At 47.7% G+C, this 16,376-nt stretch carries 17 protein-coding genes and 1 pseudogene; 1 reads left to right on the forward strand and 17 read right to left on the reverse strand.

The window, feature by feature from the left end; all coding sequences use genetic code 11:
• Positions 1–69: 69 nt before the first annotated feature.
• Complete coding sequence (locus tag VV089_RS15250) at positions 70–912, reverse strand: hypothetical protein (RefSeq protein WP_334336486.1); 843 nt, start codon at positions 910–912, stop codon at positions 70–72.
• Positions 913–1,036: 124 nt separating this feature from the next.
• On the opposite strand from VV089_RS15250, the gene VV089_RS15255 reads away from it, so the two are divergent.
• Positions 1,037–1,270 carry a helix-turn-helix domain-containing protein gene (locus VV089_RS15255; protein ID WP_172544178.1) on the forward strand — a complete coding sequence of 78 codons (234 nt, stop codon included), beginning with the start codon at positions 1,037–1,039 and terminating at the stop codon, positions 1,268–1,270.
• A 33-nt stretch (positions 1,271–1,303) separates the two neighbouring features.
• Here VV089_RS15255 and VV089_RS15260 read toward each other — a convergent pair whose 3' ends face one another.
• From VV089_RS15260 to VV089_RS15335, 16 genes and pseudogenes are all read right to left on the reverse strand, one after another.
• A complete protein-coding gene (locus VV089_RS15260) occupies positions 1,304–2,515 on the reverse strand; it encodes a tyrosine-type recombinase/integrase (protein WP_334336487.1) in 1,212 nt (403 codons plus the stop codon).
• Positions 2,516–2,673: 158 nt separating this feature from the next.
• Positions 2,674–4,161: pseudogene (gene lysS / locus VV089_RS15265) on the reverse strand (lysine--tRNA ligase); the annotation flags it as partial.
• Between the two features lie 88 nt (positions 4,162–4,249).
• A complete protein-coding gene (greA, locus tag VV089_RS15270; RefSeq protein WP_172544173.1) occupies positions 4,250–4,732 on the reverse strand; it encodes a transcription elongation factor GreA in 483 nt (160 codons plus the stop codon).
• 368 nt (positions 4,733–5,100) lie between these two features.
• A complete protein-coding gene (gene dusB / locus VV089_RS15275; protein ID WP_334336488.1) occupies positions 5,101–6,066 on the reverse strand; it encodes a tRNA dihydrouridine synthase DusB in 966 nt (321 codons plus the stop codon).
• A gap of 79 nt (positions 6,067–6,145) precedes the next feature.
• Positions 6,146–6,391: a hypothetical protein gene (locus VV089_RS15280; RefSeq protein ID WP_334336489.1), complete on the reverse strand. Its 246-nt coding sequence runs from the start codon at positions 6,389–6,391 to the stop codon at positions 6,146–6,148.
• On the reverse strand, positions 6,384–7,820 hold the full coding sequence (locus tag VV089_RS15285) for a prolipoprotein diacylglyceryl transferase (RefSeq protein WP_334336490.1): 1,437 nt from the start codon (positions 7,818–7,820) through the stop codon (positions 6,384–6,386). Before VV089_RS15285 ends, VV089_RS15280 begins: the two co-directional genes overlap by 8 nt.
• The gene (locus VV089_RS15290) at positions 7,813–8,151 is read right to left on the reverse strand and encodes a DUF6145 family protein (protein ID WP_172544169.1); all 339 of its coding nucleotides are present in this window, start codon (positions 8,149–8,151) and stop codon (positions 7,813–7,815) included. Before VV089_RS15290 ends, VV089_RS15285 begins: the two co-directional genes overlap by 8 nt.
• Positions 8,152–8,160: 9 nt before the next feature.
• Positions 8,161–9,162 carry a biotin--[acetyl-CoA-carboxylase] ligase gene (locus tag VV089_RS15295; RefSeq protein ID WP_334336492.1) on the reverse strand — a complete coding sequence of 334 codons (1,002 nt, stop codon included), beginning with the start codon at positions 9,160–9,162 and terminating at the stop codon, positions 8,161–8,163.
• 4 nt (positions 9,163–9,166) lie between these two features.
• Positions 9,167–9,445: a hypothetical protein gene (locus tag VV089_RS15300; protein WP_172544167.1), complete on the reverse strand. Its 279-nt coding sequence runs from the start codon at positions 9,443–9,445 to the stop codon at positions 9,167–9,169.
• Positions 9,432–10,439: an ornithine carbamoyltransferase gene (gene argF / locus VV089_RS15305; RefSeq protein WP_334337584.1), complete on the reverse strand. Its 1,008-nt coding sequence runs from the start codon at positions 10,437–10,439 to the stop codon at positions 9,432–9,434. The genes VV089_RS15300 and argF overlap by 14 nt, the downstream gene beginning before the upstream one ends.
• A gap of 63 nt (positions 10,440–10,502) precedes the next feature.
• Positions 10,503–11,675 carry a patatin-like phospholipase family protein gene (locus VV089_RS15310; protein ID WP_334336493.1) on the reverse strand — a complete coding sequence of 391 codons (1,173 nt, stop codon included), beginning with the start codon at positions 11,673–11,675 and terminating at the stop codon, positions 10,503–10,505.
• Positions 11,676–11,829: 154 nt separating this feature from the next.
• Complete coding sequence (locus tag VV089_RS15315) at positions 11,830–12,759, reverse strand: SPFH domain-containing protein (protein ID WP_172544165.1); 930 nt, start codon at positions 12,757–12,759, stop codon at positions 11,830–11,832.
• 54 nt (positions 12,760–12,813) lie between these two features.
• A complete protein-coding gene (locus VV089_RS15320) occupies positions 12,814–13,248 on the reverse strand; it encodes an NfeD family protein (protein WP_334336494.1) in 435 nt (144 codons plus the stop codon).
• Positions 13,249–13,462: 214 nt separating this feature from the next.
• A complete protein-coding gene (locus VV089_RS15325; RefSeq protein WP_172540669.1) occupies positions 13,463–14,398 on the reverse strand; it encodes an ROK family glucokinase in 936 nt (311 codons plus the stop codon).
• A gap of 20 nt (positions 14,399–14,418) precedes the next feature.
• Positions 14,419–15,354, reverse strand: coding sequence for an HPr(Ser) kinase/phosphatase (gene hprK, locus VV089_RS15330; RefSeq protein WP_172540668.1), 936 nt, complete (start codon positions 15,352–15,354; stop codon positions 14,419–14,421).
• 462 nt (positions 15,355–15,816) lie between these two features.
• A complete protein-coding gene (locus tag VV089_RS15335; protein WP_334336495.1) occupies positions 15,817–16,170 on the reverse strand; it encodes a hypothetical protein in 354 nt (117 codons plus the stop codon).
• Positions 16,171–16,376: the final 206 nt, after the last annotated feature.

Consider the following 16,376-nt stretch of genomic DNA (forward strand, 5'->3'; position numbering starts at 1 on the left):
TCATCAAAAAAATATGAATGAACTTTAAAAGAGGTCTCGGACTTCTCCGAAACCTCTCCAAAATTTTTATCAATTATTTTCTTTGTGAAATCTAATAAACAACGTAGCTTCAAAATCTCTTGATGTATCTAAATTTTCATCTATTCCAAAATAGATATCAACTGGATTAGAGCCAGTCGGGCCATACAGAATATACCAAAAAAACTGTTGATCATTGATAATATTTTTCAATTCTTTTCCATTTAGATTTAATGTAAATTTCGCAGGTGTACCTATAAATTGTTCTTTAACTTCAACATCATATATTGTTCCAAATTTTTCGCAAATGTCTTTAAATAAAGCATGAAATTCTTCTATTGTATAAGTTTTATTTTCATCTATTAAATCCATCGCTTCATCAAACATTCTTTGTTCTTCAATATACTCATCAGATAAAATAGGAGTTTCCGCCTGTTCTTCAAGGTTTTGAGTTTCAGTTTCATTTTGTACTTGTGAATCTACATCATCCCTTCGCACACATAAATATTCATAATCTGTTCCATTCTCAGGATTTTTAAACCTATACCATCCACTGTTTATACCATGTTCTGTAATTGTTACAGGTACATCAGATTTTATATAACCAACTTTTCTTCCCTCCATATCATATACATCTGTTTCATATTGTGTCGTAAATTCGATTGTACTTTCTTCCCACTCAAACTCACCCAACAAATATTCAACTTTTCCAACTTCTTTTAAAAATAAAAAGTTTTCTGTTTCAATATCTTCCTGTATCTCTTCTTGTTGTGCCTCTTCCTGTTCTGCTTCTTCCTGCGGTTCTTCCTGCTTCTGATCAGCATTATTTCCGCAGCCAAACAAACTAAAAGATAATACTATTGCCAATACTAATACCGCTGTTCTTTTCTTCATAATATGTTTTCTCCTTTTTGTTTAGGGTCTAAAAATAGACCATTTAGTCATCACTATTATAGCTTTAAAATTAAGATAATGCAAGAGAAAGGCGGTAGCAAATCATACAGATTTCGCTGAAAACATGATAAAATATGACCGATTTTGGAAAACTCTTAAAGAAAAGGGAATAAGTCAATACAATCTTGTGACAGATTACAATATAAGCAAATCCCTGTTACAGCGATTAAGAAATAATGAGGGCATTAGCACACACTCTCTTGATATGCTTTGCTCCATCTTAGATTGCAGAATTGAAGATATTATAGAATTTGTAAAAGAACATGAATTTCCATCAAAAAACAAAAAGGACGAGTAACCCGATCCAGAAAGCGGAATACTCGTCTTTTTATTACAAACTTTGCATAGTGAGCAACACCATCACTTCATCACTCTCAAACATATGTGAATATCGTTCCAAAATCGTTTGCTGTGTATCCCCGCTCACTTTCTCGATAACAGGCAAGGGAACATTGTTTTTTATCAAATTGCTTATAAATGTATGCCTAAACTCGTGACAAGTATACTTAGGGAGATTACAGGCTTTACAAGCCTTTTCTAACATATATGCACAGGCAGTATGCCCCCAATCAAATATTTTATCATCTAAACTACCGCCATCTTGTAAATGTCCATTTTTGAGCCTAATAAACAACCGTTCTGGGTCTGTATATAACGGAACCGTTCTCTTTTTAAAATTTTTAGGGTCCTTTGTAAGATTCATATCACTCACATAAGATTTTGTAACTTTGATTCTAGTACCCCTTAAATGTTCTCCTTGAGCATTTTGACTGTTTGGCACATATAAGGAAAGCGGTTCTGTTCCTTTTTTATAATAACTAAATTCTTCAAAATCATTATAGGTTAAGGCGATTGCTTCTCCTATCCGAAGCCCTGTGTAATAGAGAATATTAAACAAAAGCCGATACTTTGGGTAATTATCTACTCCAAGACGGACAAACTTATTGTAATGAAAATAAGCATCTATTTTCTCAAATTCTTCTTTGCTGATAGTTTTATAGTCCTCTTTTTGTTTCGTCTTTACATTGTCCGCATAAGCAAGAATATTCTCTGTTATCAGCTTTTTCTTATAAGCAAGGTTTATCATCTTTCGGAATGTGGCATTGATACTATGCAATGTTTCTTCCGAATATCCATGATTGCGACAGTCAGCAGATAACTTATAATACACATCCTCCGTTATATCCTTTAGCTTTGTTTCCTTTGGAAGAAACTGATAAATCATTTTCATCTGCTGTTCTGTATTCCTAATGGTAACAGGACTAAAATTCTGCCCGCCTGCCTTGTTCTTCCACAAATCAAACACACCCTGTAAAGTTATGTCTTTATCCTCTGCCTTATTTGTTCCCGTTTGTAGTTTTGCCAGTTCTCCCCTCGCTTCTGCAAGGCTTGAAAGATTGTATTTCCACTTTGCTTTATATTTGTTCTTTTGAGTAAGAGGGTCATAGACTTTATAGTTATACTTTACATCATACAGTTTTGTATTCTCATTATAATAGATGTTCGGATATTTCGTCTTTGTCCGCTTTACCTGTTCTGCCATAGTAAAAGCCCTCCATTCGTATATTTTTCATTTTCGCTTGATTTATACTAATTCTAGGCTCATTGTACTACGAATCATATACGAACACAAGCAAATTTTATACGAATCTAGGGCTTTTCACTTCTTAAAAACCTTGATTTTATGCAGTTTTTCTACTCTTTACTTTTCATCGTGGGGAACAGCAAAACATCTCTTATGGCAGCCGAATCCGTAAGCAGCATACACATCCGGTCAATGCCGAATCCGATTCCGCCCGTAGGCGGCATGCCAATCTCCAGGGCATTCAAAAAGTCTTCGTCCGTTGTATTGGCTTCCTCATCCCCCTGGGCCAGAAGCTCCTCCTGGGCCTTGAAGCGCTCTCTCTGATCAATGGGATCATTCAGCTCGGAATAAGCATTGGCCATCTCCCAGCCGTTCATAAAGAACTCAAAACGCTCCACATAGTCCGGGTTGTCCGGCTTCTTCTTCGTCAGCGGCGAAATCTCAATGGGATGATCCATCACAAAGGTTGGCTGAACCAGGTGCTCCTCCGCAAATTCCTCAAAGAACAGGCTCAAAATATCGCCCTTCTTATGGCGGTCCTCAAACTCCACGCCCTTCTCCTTTGCAACGGCCTTTGCCTCTTCTGTTGTCTTAATCTCGTCAAAATCAACCCCGGCATACTTCTTCACCGCATCTACCATGGTAATGCGCTCAAAGGGCTTTCCGAGATCCATCTCCACACCGTTGTACACAATCTTCGTCGTCCCCAAAACCTCCTGAGCCACATGGCGGTACAGGTTCTCGGTCAGATCCATCATGCCGTGATAATCCGTATAAGCCTGGTAAAGCTCCATCAGCGTAAACTCCGGATTGTGGCGTGTATCCAGGCCCTCGTTGCGGAACACCCGGCCAATCTCATAAACACGCTCCAGGCCGCCTACAATCAGCCGCTTCAAATAAAGCTCCAAAGAAATACGAAGCTTAAAATCCTCATCCAGCGCATTAAAATGCGTCTCAAAAGGCCGTGCCGCCGCGCCGCCCGCATTGGCTACCAGCATAGGCGTCTCCACCTCCAAAAAGCCCTGTCCGTCCAGATAACGGCGGATGCTGCTCAAGATACGGGAACGCTTTACAAAGGTGTCCTTCACCTCCGCATTCATAATCAAATCCGTATAACGCTGGCGATAGCGCACGTCCGTGTTGGTCAGTCCGTGAAACTTCTCCGGGAGAATCTGAAGGCTCTTGCTCAGAAGGGTAATCTCCTCCGCATGGACGGAAATCTCCCCTGTCTTGGTGCGGAACACCTGTCCTTTGATTCCCACGATATCGCCGATATCGAACTTCTTGAAATCCTTATAGGCCTCTTCTCCCACGCTGTCCCTGGCCACATAAGACTGAATATTGCCTTTCAAATCCTGCACATTGCAAAAAGAGGCCTTCCCCATAACACGCTTGGACATCATACGGCCCGCTATGGTGATAACCTTACCCTCCAGACTGTCAAACTCATCCTTGATCTCCTGGCTGTGATGGCTTACCTCATATTTTGTAATCTGAAAGGGATCCATGCCCCGTTCCTGCAGATCGGCCAGCTTTTCGCGCCGCACCTTGAGAAGCTGCTTTACATCCTGCTCCTTTGCAGCCCCATTCTTTTGTTCTCCCATAATCTTCCACTCCTCATTTTCTATATGTAACATCCCGGATGTCCGGACTGTTACTTTTTATTCTTCCGGAGATCCTTTCACAGACAGACTAATTTGACCGCTGGATCTCCAATACCTTATATTCAATCATACCCGCCTGGGTCTCCACCTGAACCGTATCTCCGACCTTAGCCCCGATCAGCGCCTTGCCTACGGGAGATTCGTTGGAAATCTTGCCGCCCAGGCTGTTTGCTTCGGAAGAGCCCACAATCTTGAATTCCTCTTCCTCCTCGAATTCCACATCCAGAACCTTTACCTTGCAGCCCACGCTGATCTTGTCCAGATCAACCTCATCCTCTACAACTACCTCTGCATTTTTTAGAATCTTCTCTATCTGTTCAATTCTGGCCTCAATGTCCCTCTGCTCGTCCTTCGCTGCATCATACTCTGCATTCTCGGATAAGTCGCCCTGCTCTCTGGCCTCCTTAATCTTCTGTGCGATTTCCTTTCTCTTAACAACCTTCAAATCCTGAAGCTCGTCCTCCAGCTTTTTCAGTCCTTCATAAGTCAGTAAGTTTTTTTTCTCGCTCATTTCCTTTTACATCCTTCCTGTATTTCTTGTTGCAGATTTATTGTTACCCTTCGTGGCTCGAATTGTAACTATCTATATTTAGCGGATCATCGCCGCAGTGCGCAAATTTGAAAAACCAGATGGTTTTCCAAATTCGCGGGCTTCGCCCTATCAAAATGCAAGCTGGCATTTTGTCATCTTCCATTCGCGGGCTTCGCCCTATCAAAATGCAATCTGACAAAATCGCCAGCAAGCTGGCATTTTGTCATCTTCCATTTTGGCTCTGCTCATTGCCTTCCCGTACATTATATCTTCTTTTGTATAATTTATGCTTCCAATCTGCGCTGTTTTATCCGAAAGCAGGCAGACTTCATTCGTTAAAGTATATCTCAACGGTCAGTCCTTGTCAATATCAATTCCTCCAGCTCCCAAAGGCTTTCCACGCTGTTAATCTGCGCTCTTAATCTGGCGGAATGGGGGCAGCCGGCAGTGTACCAGGATATGTGTTTTCGCATCTCCCGGATCCCCGTGTAATCCCCTTTATAATCAATCTGCATCCGGGCATGGCGCAGCATCATCTGCCGGAGCTCCTTTAGTCCCGGACGAGGCTCTTCCTCCCCGGTTTCCAGAAAGGTAAGCACCTGATGAAACAGCCAGGGATTCCCCCTGGCCGCCCGGCCGATCATAATGCCGTCGCAGCCCGTCTCCTCAAGCATCCGCCGGGCCTGCCGGGGCGAATCCACATCTCCGTTTCCAATCACCGGAATCCGGACAGCCTCCTTTACCTTACGTATTATCTCCCAGTCAGCCCTGCCGGAATAGTACTGCTCCCTGGTACGCCCGTGAACCGCCACCGCAGCCGCGCCGGAGGCTTCCGCAATCTTTGCAATCTCCACTGCATTCACACAGCTGTCGTCAAACCCCTTGCGGATTTTAACCGTCACCGGCTTTTTCACCGCCTTTGCAGTCCGGGACACAATCTGTTCCACCAGCTTGGGATCCTTCATCAATGCGGATCCCTCGCCGTTGCCCACAATCTTGGGAACAGGACAGCCCATATTCAGATCCAGAATATCAAAAGGCCTCTCCTCAATCTCCTTTGCAGTCTCACTGATAATCTCCGGATCCGAACCAAACAGCTGCAGGGACACCGGCTTTTCCTTTGGCGCAATCTCCATCAGCCTTTCCGTATTCCGGTTGTGAAAGGAAATAGCCTTTGCGCTGATCATTTCCATGCAGACCAGTCCCGCCCCCTGCTCCTTGCACAGCAAACGAAACGGCAGGTCGGTTACCCCTGCCATAGGCGCCAGAATCAACGGATTCGAAAGCTCAACATTTCCTATTTTTAGACTCATTACTCTCATTCCCATCCTGCAGCCCCGCACATCCCGGCGGCGCCGCTCTTTTACTGTTTACTCCGCGGCCGGCAGCCTTTTACTTACGTTTATTCCGATGCTTTGTCACCCTTGGCCGGGCTTTTCTGCCAAAATACACCGCCGCCCCCAGGCAGCCGCCTATGAACACAAGAAAAGCCCCGTAAATCAAAGGATAAAGCTCCGCTCCCAACACCTGATTCCCCTGAGGGCAGCGGCCGGCAAACCAGTGCCAGTCCGCCAGCAGCACCAAAAGCAGCGCGCCCATATATAAGCATGTCTGAAAAATCCGTTCCTGCCTACTCATCCGACCGTTCCTCCAGCACGTGGACAAGCATCCAGAAACGCTCCGTCCCTTTTTCCTTGTCCTCTTCCGTCACCCCGTAATACTCATAAATATCCTTCATAATCTCTTCCATTTTCTTTTTCCCTTCCCTGCCGTCATGCTGAAAGGAAACTTGAAGAACCTGGAAGCTCTTTTCTATCTGTACATCCAGGCGGGTGTTCTCTGCCGCCTTATCCTGGAGCTCCGCTCCCTCCTCTTTGTCCGGGCAAATCCGATATATCCGGAGATCCATGGGCAATTCTTCCGCCGTAATCTTCTCAGCCTCGTCAAACCGCTTCTGAATCTGCTCTACAAATGCCAATTGCTCCTTCTTAGAGGCCTTCGAATCAATGGCTGCCGGTTCCGGCGTGTCCAGAAGCTCCTTCTTGTGTGTAAGCGCCAGGGTTGACCGCAGCGCCTGCTCCATATGGCGAAACTCCGGGGTTTCTTCCTCAAGCCGCTCCGCCTGCCATTTTTCTGTGAGATATGCTTCTACCTCTTCCAGTGTATGGGGTTTCGCCGGAAGCAGTTCTCTCCACTGCTCCAGCTTCTTCTCTAGCCTGCGCTTCCTCTCCCCGTCACCGGAACGATCCGTTCCTGCCAGGAAAATGCTTGTGGGGCCGGAAGCTCCTCCAATGATGCTGACCGCAAAAGCCTTCTTTCCTCGTTTTCCCAGATAAAAAAACAGCAGGCAGCCAAACGCAAACATGAAAATCGCAATAAACTGAGAAGTGGAAAGCGCGCCTACATTACCGCGCTCCGCATCCCCCCGGAGGAACTCCAGGAAAAAGCGCCCGGCGCTGTACATTGCAAAAAACAGCCCGGCCACCTGTCCTTCCCCCTTCTTATACTTCCTTGCAAATACAATCAGAATCGCAAAATGAACAAAGTTCAGTACGCTGGATATCACCTGCGTGGGAACAAGGGCTACCCCGTTGGGCGCATACTCTGACGCATGAAACACGATTCCTAAGGGGCTGTCCGTCTCCCTTCCGTAGCAGCAGCCGGCCAGCAGGCAGCCAATCCGGCCAAACCCCTGCGCCAGGGCAACAGACGGCACTGCCAGGTCAAAATAACTCAGGCAGTTCAGCTTTCTCCACCTGCAGTAAAGAATCACACCCGCCACGCCGCCTATGAGCGCTCCATATATCACAAAGCCATCGGCAACATCGAGAAGAAGGGAAGGATCCGCCAGAATCTCCCGAAAGGTCGTAATATAATAAAGAACCTTTCCTCCAATCAAACCGGCTGCGACCGCAAAAAAGGTCAGCCCAAAAACCTCTTCCCCATCAAGCCCAACTCTTCTGGCCCTGTACTCCGCCAGAAAATAAGCCAAAAATATACCGATTGCAATCATCAGTCCATAGCCGTAGATGGTGACAGGGCCGATGGTAATAATCTCATTATGCATGTTCAATCTCCTCATTCAGAAAAAACACCTTGTAAAAAAGCTCCAGAGACGCCAGAAGCTCCTGTTTTTCCCTTTGCACTGCTTTAATCTTCAAGCCGCTTCCTATCTCGTCAAAAAAGAAATCATTTTCCTGGCTGCCTACCTGAAAGCATAGGGTTCCGTCCTCCTCAAATTCCAGGGTGAGGACGCCTCCTACTTCGGACACAAACAGCACGCAAAGAATCTTAAGCTCCTTTTTGATCTCCTCCGGAAGCGCTGCAAAATCTTCATTAAAATAGTATTTTTCCTCATAGGAGCTGGCTCCGCAGAGCACTATCTTTTCCTGATACATCTGTCTCTCCTACACATATCCATAAATTCCGCGCACGGACACCTCGCCCGCATACACAGCCGTTACCTGCCCGTCCTCCCGTTCCACCAGGAGCTCCCCGGTTTTCTTAATGCCCAGGGCCGTTCCCGTATAGGTATGCCCCGGCTCCAGTACCTGCACCTGCCTGCCCTTATTCACCAGAAGGCTCTCATATTCTTCCCTGAGAGCGCCTAAATCCTCTGTCTTAAGAAAGGTATCATAACATGCTTCAAAATGCTTCATACAGCAGGCCGCAAGCTCTGCTCTGGAAAACGGCCTTCCTGCGGCAAGATACATGGAATTGGCCGTAGCCGCAAGCTCCTTTGGGAAGGCTTTTGTATTTACGTTGATGCCGATTCCGGTGACAATGTGGTTGATGTAGTCCACTTCCGCACTCAGCTCCGTCAGGATTCCGGCCAGCTTCCGGCCCTCCAGCACCAGGTCGTTGGGCCATTTTACCATTACCTTGGGAACCTTTTCTACCAGACTGCGCTCCAATACCTCATTGCAGGCCCTAGCTGCAGCAAGACCCATCACCAGCGTCAGCATGGAAGTATGAATGGGGCTGATCAGCGGCCTCAGCAAAAGGCTCATATAGACAGATTCCCCAGGAGGCGAGCTCCAGGCTCTTCCCCGGCGTCCCTTGCCCCCAGTCTGCGTTTCCGCACAGACCAGCGTTCCGTGAGGCTTTCCCTCATCCGCCAGCCGCTTTGCCCTGGTATTGGTGGAATCGGTCTCCTCATAGCAGACGCAGCACCGGCCCATTACCTTTGTGTCAAGACGGCTTCCAATCTCGGCCTCTGTCATAATATCCGGAATGAAAGAAATACGGTATCCCCGGTTCTTCACTCCTTCAATCTCATATCCCTCTTCCTTTAGCTGTCCGATCACCTTCCACACGGCAGTCCTGGATACGCCAAGCTGCTCACAGAGCTCCTGGCCGGACACATAGTCTTCCGCCTCTCTCAGTATCCGCAATATCTTTTCTTTCATTCCCTCACCACATCTGAATTATACTTACAATCAGCGCCACTGTTAAAATCCCGGCAAAAACCGAGCAGATATACCCTACTACCCTTTTGTTCCTGGCAAGCTCCATAATTCCGGACATGCTGCACATCACAGTTCCTAGGAAAAAGACGCCCGGCACCAGAAGGCCGTCTTTTCCTCCCAGAATAATCAGAATCGCCAGAATTAGAATCACACAGGCCAGAATCATATTTATGATCTTCCAATAGTAATAGGAATCGCCCCCCGGCGGTTTATTCTGCTTCATCAATCTCTGCTCCTAAGGTCGCCGCCATCACGGCCTTTATGGTGTGCATCCGGTTCTCCGCCTCGTCAAATACGACAGACTGGGAGGACTCAAATACCTCGTCCGTGCACTCCATCTCCGTAATGCCGAATTTCTCGCTGATTTCTTTTCCGATTTTTGTATTCAAATCATGGAACGCGGGCAGACAATGGGTAAAGATCGCCTGAGGGCCTGCATTTTCCATCACATGCTTATTTACCTGGTACGGCATCAAATCATGGATACGCGACTCCCATACCTCGTCCGGCTCTCCCATGGAAACCCATACGTCGGTGTAAATCACATCCGCTCCCTTTGTGCCTGCATCCACATCCTCCGTGAGCGTAATAGTCGCGCCTGTATCCTCCGCCACGGCCCTGCACCAATCTGTCAGCTCCTGCTCCGGGAAATAAGCCTTGGGCGCGCAGGCCGTAAAATGCATTCCCATCTTGGCACAGACAATCATTAAGGAATTCCCCATATTGTAACGGGCATCTCCCATGTACACCAGCTTCACGCCCTTCAGACGGCCCAGATGTTCCTTTACGGTCAGAAGCGTGGCCAGCATCTGGGTGGGATGGTATTCGTTCGTAAGGCCGTTCCAGACGGGAACCTCTGCATATCTGGCCAGCTCCTCCACAATCTCCTGTCCAAAGCCCCGGTACTCGATGCCGTCATAGATTCTCCCCAGCACCCGGGCCGTATCAGCAATGCTCTCCTTCTTTCCAATCTGGGAGCTGGAAGGGTCTAAATATGTAGTGCCCATTCCCAGATCATGGGCCGCCGTCTCAAAGGAGCAGCGGGTACGCGTACTGGTTTTTTCAAAAATCAGCGCCACGTTTTTTCCGCGAAGAGGCTTTTCGGCAATGCCCTGTTTCTTCCTGGCCTTCAGCTTTCCGGAAAGCTCTATCAGATAGGAAATCTCCTCCGGCGTATAGTCTCTCAATGTTAAAAAATCCCGTCCCTTTAAATCCATCACACTTGTCCTCCAGTCCTATTTTATCTTATTCCGGTTACGCAATATCCCTCATTGCAATTTTCAATTCAAAATAATATGCACAAATCCGGGAGCCCCCTCGGGAATTCCGTTGTCCGCCGCCTTCCTCCGCACAGCCTCCGCCAGCTTCTCTAAGCTGTAAATCCGATACTTCCTAATCCGCAGCAGCCTTGCAGAAGCCTCCAGTACAGCCAGATAAAGCGTCTTGTAATTCCATCCGCTTCCAAGCTTCAATTCCCCGGCTATCTGCGGCAGAACCGCTTCCATATAACGCCGCAGCGGCCCTCCCGGCTCCCCTTCGATCTTATAGTTTTCAAGAAGCCGCTCCAGAACCTCCGGGCGAAGCTCTGTCAATTGCTTTAAATAATAACACTCTTCTTTATTTTCTTCAATATAATATATTTTTCCTTCCAGCCCGTAGAGCATCCGCATGGCATCGTAATAGCCTATCCGCATATTCCGCCGGCTTTTTGCCCCGTCGAACTGCAGCATACTGCCAAGACTGGTTCTAGGCGCAATCTCAAGCACAGTGGCCTGCTGAGGAATGGTTATTTTCCTCTCACGGCCTACGCCGAAGATCCGGATGAGGATCAGATTCTCATAGCCTCTCTCCAGCAGCGCATTTACGGGAAGCACATTGGTCACCCCGCCGTCCACATAGGTCTTTCCGTGAAGCTTCTCATTTTTAAAAACAGGAAGGTAGGAGCTTGCCAGCAGCATATCCTGCATCTGCCCTTCCGGCACAGTCTTCATATCTACATCCAGCTCCCTGCGGTCTGTAACGGAATAGGTGCAGCAGTACAATTCTACCGGGCTGTTCCGAATACGCTCCTCATCCACATTTTCCTCCAGCAGACGCCGAAGAGGCGCTATATCGGCTCCGCCTTCCGCCAGTACCTTGAAAATATCCTTGAGCGTACTGCGCCAGTCCTCTGATTTCATCCGTTCCTTATCAAACAGCTTCCCCATCAGCTCGTCGCTCACGTCCATAACCTTAGAATAGGCTATGGTCTTCCAGAGCTTTTCCGCCTGCTCCAGATCGCCCATACAGATCAATGCGCCGTTGAGGGCTCCTACGGAGGTTCCGGCCACTGCGCGTATCCGGACGCCCACTTCCTTAAGCGCCTTCCAGGCTCCTATCTGATAAGCGCCCTTGGCTCCGCCGCCCTCCAGCACCAGGCCGTATTCCTTTGACAAATCAATTACCGGTTCCATGCTGCCTCCTGCAAAAGAATTCTGCTTACATCCAAGTCTCTGCTCAAAATCAAATTTTTTTACAGTAAAAGAAAGCAGCTGTTACAAAATAGATGAGCAGACGTTTCGGAAAAGCCTGCTCACCCATTTTGCAACAGCCTCCAAATATCTTATCTCAGCTGTCCTTTGCCACTTCTGTAATGGCTTTTATCGTGCCCGCCAATCCCTGTATATCTGAGGGAATGATAATTTTCGTCGCCTGGCCGTCCGCCGCCTTGGCAAATGCCTCCAGGCTCTTAAGCTGCAGCACTGAACTGTCTGCCTCTACCTCTTTGAGCATCCGCAGACCGTCTGCGTTGGCCTGCTGAACCTTTAAGATAGCCTGTGCCTGACCTTCTGCCTCACGGATGGTTGCTTCCTTCTTTGCCTCTGCGCGGAGAATGGCCGCCTGCTTCTCAGCCTCTGCGTCAAGGATTGCAGATTCCTTCTGGCCTTCCGCTACCAGAATCGTAGACTTCTTCTCACCCTCTGCACGGAGGATCGCCTCGCGGCGCTCACGCTCTGCCTTCATCTGCTTCTCCATAGCATCCTGAATAGCTGCCGGAGGAATGATATTCTTAAGCTCCACACGGTTCACTTTGATTCCCCAGGGATCTGTTGCAATATCCAGAGAAGCGCGCATCTTGGTATTGATTACCTCACGGGAGGTCAGAGTCTGGTCTAACTCCAGCTCGCCGATGATATTACGAAGGGTAGTGGCCGTCAGATTCTCGATTGCCATGATCGGGTTCTCCACGCCGTATGCAAACAGCTTCGGATCGGTAATCTGGAAAAATACCACCGTGTCAATCCGCATGGTAACATTATCCTTGGTAATCACCGGCTGAGGTGCGAAGTCAACTACCTGTTCCTTCAAGGTCACACGCTTTGCCACCCGGTCGATAAAAGGCGCTTTAAAGTGGATACCTACGCCCCAGGTTCCCATGTATGCGCCCAGACGCTCAATAATCAGTGCCTGTGCCTGGGGTACAATCTTGATACACGATGCAAGAATGGCCAAAATAAAGATCGCCAATATAATAACCAGTGCAATTCCAACTCCCATGTCATATCCTCCTATTCCAGTTCTAGTTCCGCAGCATCTCCTACAGAACCATTGTCAGTTTTTCACTTCAACAATCAGCTTCACGCCCTGTACGGCTGTTATCGTAACGTGGGTATCCTCCTTAATTACCAGGGAATCTTCCCCTGCACGGGCCGTCCAGGTAAGTCCGTTTACAAAAACCTCGCCTTTTCCTTCCAGATTCCGGATCTCAGATGTAACCACAGCGGTCCTGCCTATCAGACTGTCCACATTGGTCTTTTCCTTCTTCTGGTTGTTAAAACAACGCACCGCCCATGGGCGTGTAGCAAACAGAAGAATCAGAGAAACAGCACAGAATACAGCCCACTGTACCGCCGGTGATACCTCCAGCATCGAAAGCACAAAGGCCGTCAGTGCCCCGCCGGCAAACCAGATAGTTGTAAGTCCCAATGTGATGATCTCAATCACCAATAGCACAATGAAAAGAATCAGCCAGTATATGGCGTTCATTTAGCTTCACCCCTCCTATTCCAGTCCCGTGATATCCCTCCCAATACATCTGTATGAGAGAGATTACTTATTCCAATCCCATGATACTCTGCTTTTTAAAGCTTAAAGTTAATCATACTATAATTCTCTCCGAATTACAAGTATTTGATTCATCCGTCTGTTTTGTCCGCTATCTGTTTTTAGGTTACTGTCCGCCCCGCGGCCAGTAACGTTTTTAATCCAGTATCAGCTTTGCACAGCCGTAGATTCCGGCGTCATTTCCCAGCTGGGCCAGTGCAAATTCCGTCTCCTTGGATGACTTGTAGGCATACGGCTTGTAGTATCTGCGGATGTAATCCAGAAGAATCCAGCCGGCCTTTGACACGCCGCCGCCGATAACGATAACCTCCGGATCCAGAATCCCGGCCATAACCGAAATGGCAGTCCCCAGATATCTTCCGAAACGTTCCACAACACGCTTCGCCAGCTCATCCCCTTCCTTCAGGGCATCAAAGACAGCCTTTGCCGTCACCTCGCCCTCACGAAGGATTGAAGGCTCTTCGCTCTCGGCCAAAGCAGCCCGGGCAAGGCGCGCAATGCCTGTGGCAGAGGCAAACTGCTCCAGGCAGCCCTGGTTGCCGCAGCCGCAGTGCTCCTCTATCTGATCCTCTACGTGAATGTGGCCAATCTCCCCGCCGGCCCCATGGGCGCCTGTCAGAATCTTACCGTCCACAATGATTCCGCCGCCTACGCCGGTTCCCAGGGTCAGAAGCAGGACATCCTTGTGTCCCTTTGCTCCTCCCATCCACATCTCGCCCAGCGCCGCCACATTGGCGTCGTTTCCCGCTTTGCAGGGAAGGCCGGTGCGCTCGGAGAGCTCTTTTGTTACCTCTTTATAGCCCCAGCCCAGATTGGCCGTGTGAGGCACAATGCCGTCGATGGATACCGGCCCCGGAACGCCTACGCCGATTCCGGCTACCTCTTCGGGGTTCAGCTTCCGCTCCTCCATCTTAGCCAGGATGGCGGCCGCCGTATCAGGCAGGATGGCAGAGCCTTCATTTTCCGTATGGGTCTTAATCTCCCATTTATCCAATATGTTTCCTTCCGTATCGAATAAGCCAAGCTTTACCGTGGTGCCTCCGATATCTGCGCCAAAGCAATACTTTTTCATATGCCGCTCACCCCTTTTCCTTAATTTCTCTTTGCAATATTGGCCTGGACGCGGCGGTACAGTTCCTCAGCCGCATTGTAGCCCATCTTCTTCTGTCTGTGGTTGACTGCCGCAGACTCTACGATGATTGCCAGATTCCGGCCCGGCCGGATGGGAAGGGAATGGCAGACCACCTTATTTCCCAAAAACTCCGTGTACTCCTCCTGGAGTCCCATGCGGTCATACTGTTTATCCTTATCCCATTCCTCCAGCTTGATTACCATATCAATGGTTTGGGTTTCCTTGACGCTCTCAACGCCGAAGAGGGTCTTTACATCCACGATGCCGATGCCGCGAAGCTCGATAAAATGCTTCGTAATCTCCGGAGAACGTCCCACCAGGGAGTCGTCGCTGACCTTATGTATCTCTACCACATCGTCTGTCACAAGACGGTGTCCCCGCTTAATCAGCTCCAGGGCCGTCTCACTCTTTCCGATTCCGCTCTCGCCCATAATCAGCACGCCCTCTCCGTACACATCCACCAAAACCCCGTGTATGGAAATCCGGGGGGCAAGCTCCACATTCATCCAGCGGATAACCTCTGCCATAAAGTTGGAGGTCATAACCGGAGTGCTTAAGATAGGCACCTGATACTTATGGGCCAGCTCCAGAGCCTCCTCTTCCGGCTCTGTCTGGGAGGTGTAAACGACACAGGGAATATTGCTGGAAAAGAACCGCTCGTAGATGGGCGCTTTTTCCTCCTTGGTCTTGCTCTGCAGGTAAGTGTATTCCACATATCCTACAATCTGCACCCGTTCCGAAGAAAAATGGTCAAAGTATCCCGTCAGCTGCAGGGCCGGACGGTTCACCTCCGGGGTAACCAGCTTCATTCCCGACATGTCAATGTCCGGAGTTTCGTTTTTGAGATTCAGTTTCTCTACCATTTTTGTAAGCTCAATGCTCTGTACAACCGCCATAGTCTTTCCCTTTCTTTCATTACCGTTCCTGTACTTTTCACCCTTTTTAGGGTAGTGTAAACTGGTTTTATTTTATCACAGGATCTTATGGCTTGCAATCTAAAAACAGACGGCTCTTATGCTGAGCCGTCTGTCTGTTACTATTCACTCCGTGACCAGTAACATATGTCTTACTGATTTTTTACAATTCCATTAAATGGTGTAGCTTCCTGTATAGGTTATGGTATTGCTTGAATCATTCCTGATAGCTAATGAAACCTTACCCATAGCTCTGTTTATGGTAATGACACCCTCAAAGCCATTCGTGGATGTAGCGCCCCAATAAATATACTTCTCATCATGGCTGGCTATGCCAATTTTAGAAGTGCCTGTACGGGAAAACTTTATATTGTGACTAAACTCAAGTCCTGCATAGCTTTCAATACGACTTGAGCCTGCTGTCTGAACACCTGGTTTGACGGTTCAATCAATCGTCCAGCTTGCACGGCTTTGTAAAACATCATCCCCCTCTATCTCTTCATAAACCGCAATCACTTCACCCTCTTCATTCAGCATTTCATATACGCCGTTTGAAACCTCTCGCATCTCTGCTTCAACAGACTTATAGCCCGACCAGTCATCCATTGAACTTTCTACTCCTACATTATCAGACAACATTTCCGTTCCGTTTCCATCTGACGAATAAGTTATAGATGCCGCTTGAGCAGCCGTAGAAAAAGCCAAATAATTATTTACATCAGCCGAACTTTCAGCATTCGCAATAAGCGCACCTGAAAGCAGAATACTTGTAAATAATCCTATTATTTTAAATTTCATAGTAATATACTCCTATCATTTTTATTTTAAATAGTTGTTCATTGAGTCATGTCCATTTTCTGAGTACGCTTTTATTATATTTTAACAAAATAATTATGTCAATATTTATTTTGATATATTAGCAGATATTCATAACGCGTATATTAGGAAAGACATCCAAACGTCGGCAGAAAAACCAGAGAATACCACAGCACCAACTTCAGCAA

The sequence above is a fragment of the Candidatus Merdisoma sp. JLR.KK011 genome, assembly GCF_036941125.1.
GTDB lineage: Bacteria > Bacillota > Clostridia > Lachnospirales > Lachnospiraceae > Laedolimicola.

Excerpts from the sequence above, each read along its gene's own strand:
- VV089_RS15250 (WP_334336486.1), bottom strand. The coding sequence starts at position 912 with ATGAAGAAAAGAACAGCGGTATTAGTATTGGCAATAGTATTATCTTTT.
- VV089_RS15255 (WP_172544178.1), top strand. The coding sequence starts at position 1,037 with ATGATAAAATATGACCGATTTTGGAAAACTCTTAAAGAAAAGGGAATA.
- VV089_RS15260 (WP_334336487.1), bottom strand. The coding sequence starts at position 2,515 with ATGGCAGAACAGGTAAAGCGGACAAAGACGAAATATCCGAACATCTAT.
- greA (WP_172544173.1), bottom strand. The coding sequence starts at position 4,732 with ATGAGCGAGAAAAAAAACTTACTGACTTATGAAGGACTGAAAAAGCTG.
- dusB (WP_334336488.1), bottom strand. The coding sequence starts at position 6,066 with ATGAGTCTAAAAATAGGAAATGTTGAGCTTTCGAATCCGTTGATTCTG.
- VV089_RS15280 (WP_334336489.1), bottom strand. The coding sequence starts at position 6,391 with ATGAGTAGGCAGGAACGGATTTTTCAGACATGCTTATATATGGGCGCG.
- VV089_RS15285 (WP_334336490.1), bottom strand. The coding sequence starts at position 7,820 with ATGCATAATGAGATTATTACCATCGGCCCTGTCACCATCTACGGCTAT.
- VV089_RS15290 (WP_172544169.1), bottom strand. The coding sequence starts at position 8,151 with ATGTATCAGGAAAAGATAGTGCTCTGCGGAGCCAGCTCCTATGAGGAA.
- VV089_RS15295 (WP_334336492.1), bottom strand. The coding sequence starts at position 9,162 with ATGAAAGAAAAGATATTGCGGATACTGAGAGAGGCGGAAGACTATGTG.
- VV089_RS15300 (WP_172544167.1), bottom strand. The coding sequence starts at position 9,445 with ATGAAGCAGAATAAACCGCCGGGGGGCGATTCCTATTACTATTGGAAG.
- argF (WP_334337584.1), bottom strand. The coding sequence starts at position 10,439 with ATGGATTTAAAGGGACGGGATTTTTTAACATTGAGAGACTATACGCCG.
- VV089_RS15310 (WP_334336493.1), bottom strand. The coding sequence starts at position 11,675 with ATGGAACCGGTAATTGATTTGTCAAAGGAATACGGCCTGGTGCTGGAG.
- VV089_RS15315 (WP_172544165.1), bottom strand. The coding sequence starts at position 12,759 with ATGGGAGTTGGAATTGCACTGGTTATTATATTGGCGATCTTTATTTTG.
- VV089_RS15320 (WP_334336494.1), bottom strand. The coding sequence starts at position 13,248 with ATGAACGCCATATACTGGCTGATTCTTTTCATTGTGCTATTGGTGATT.
- VV089_RS15325 (WP_172540669.1), bottom strand. The coding sequence starts at position 14,398 with ATGAAAAAGTATTGCTTTGGCGCAGATATCGGAGGCACCACGGTAAAG.
- hprK (WP_172540668.1), bottom strand. The coding sequence starts at position 15,354 with ATGGCGGTTGTACAGAGCATTGAGCTTACAAAAATGGTAGAGAAACTG.
- VV089_RS15335 (WP_334336495.1), bottom strand. The coding sequence starts at position 16,170 with ATGAAATTTAAAATAATAGGATTATTTACAAGTATTCTGCTTTCAGGT.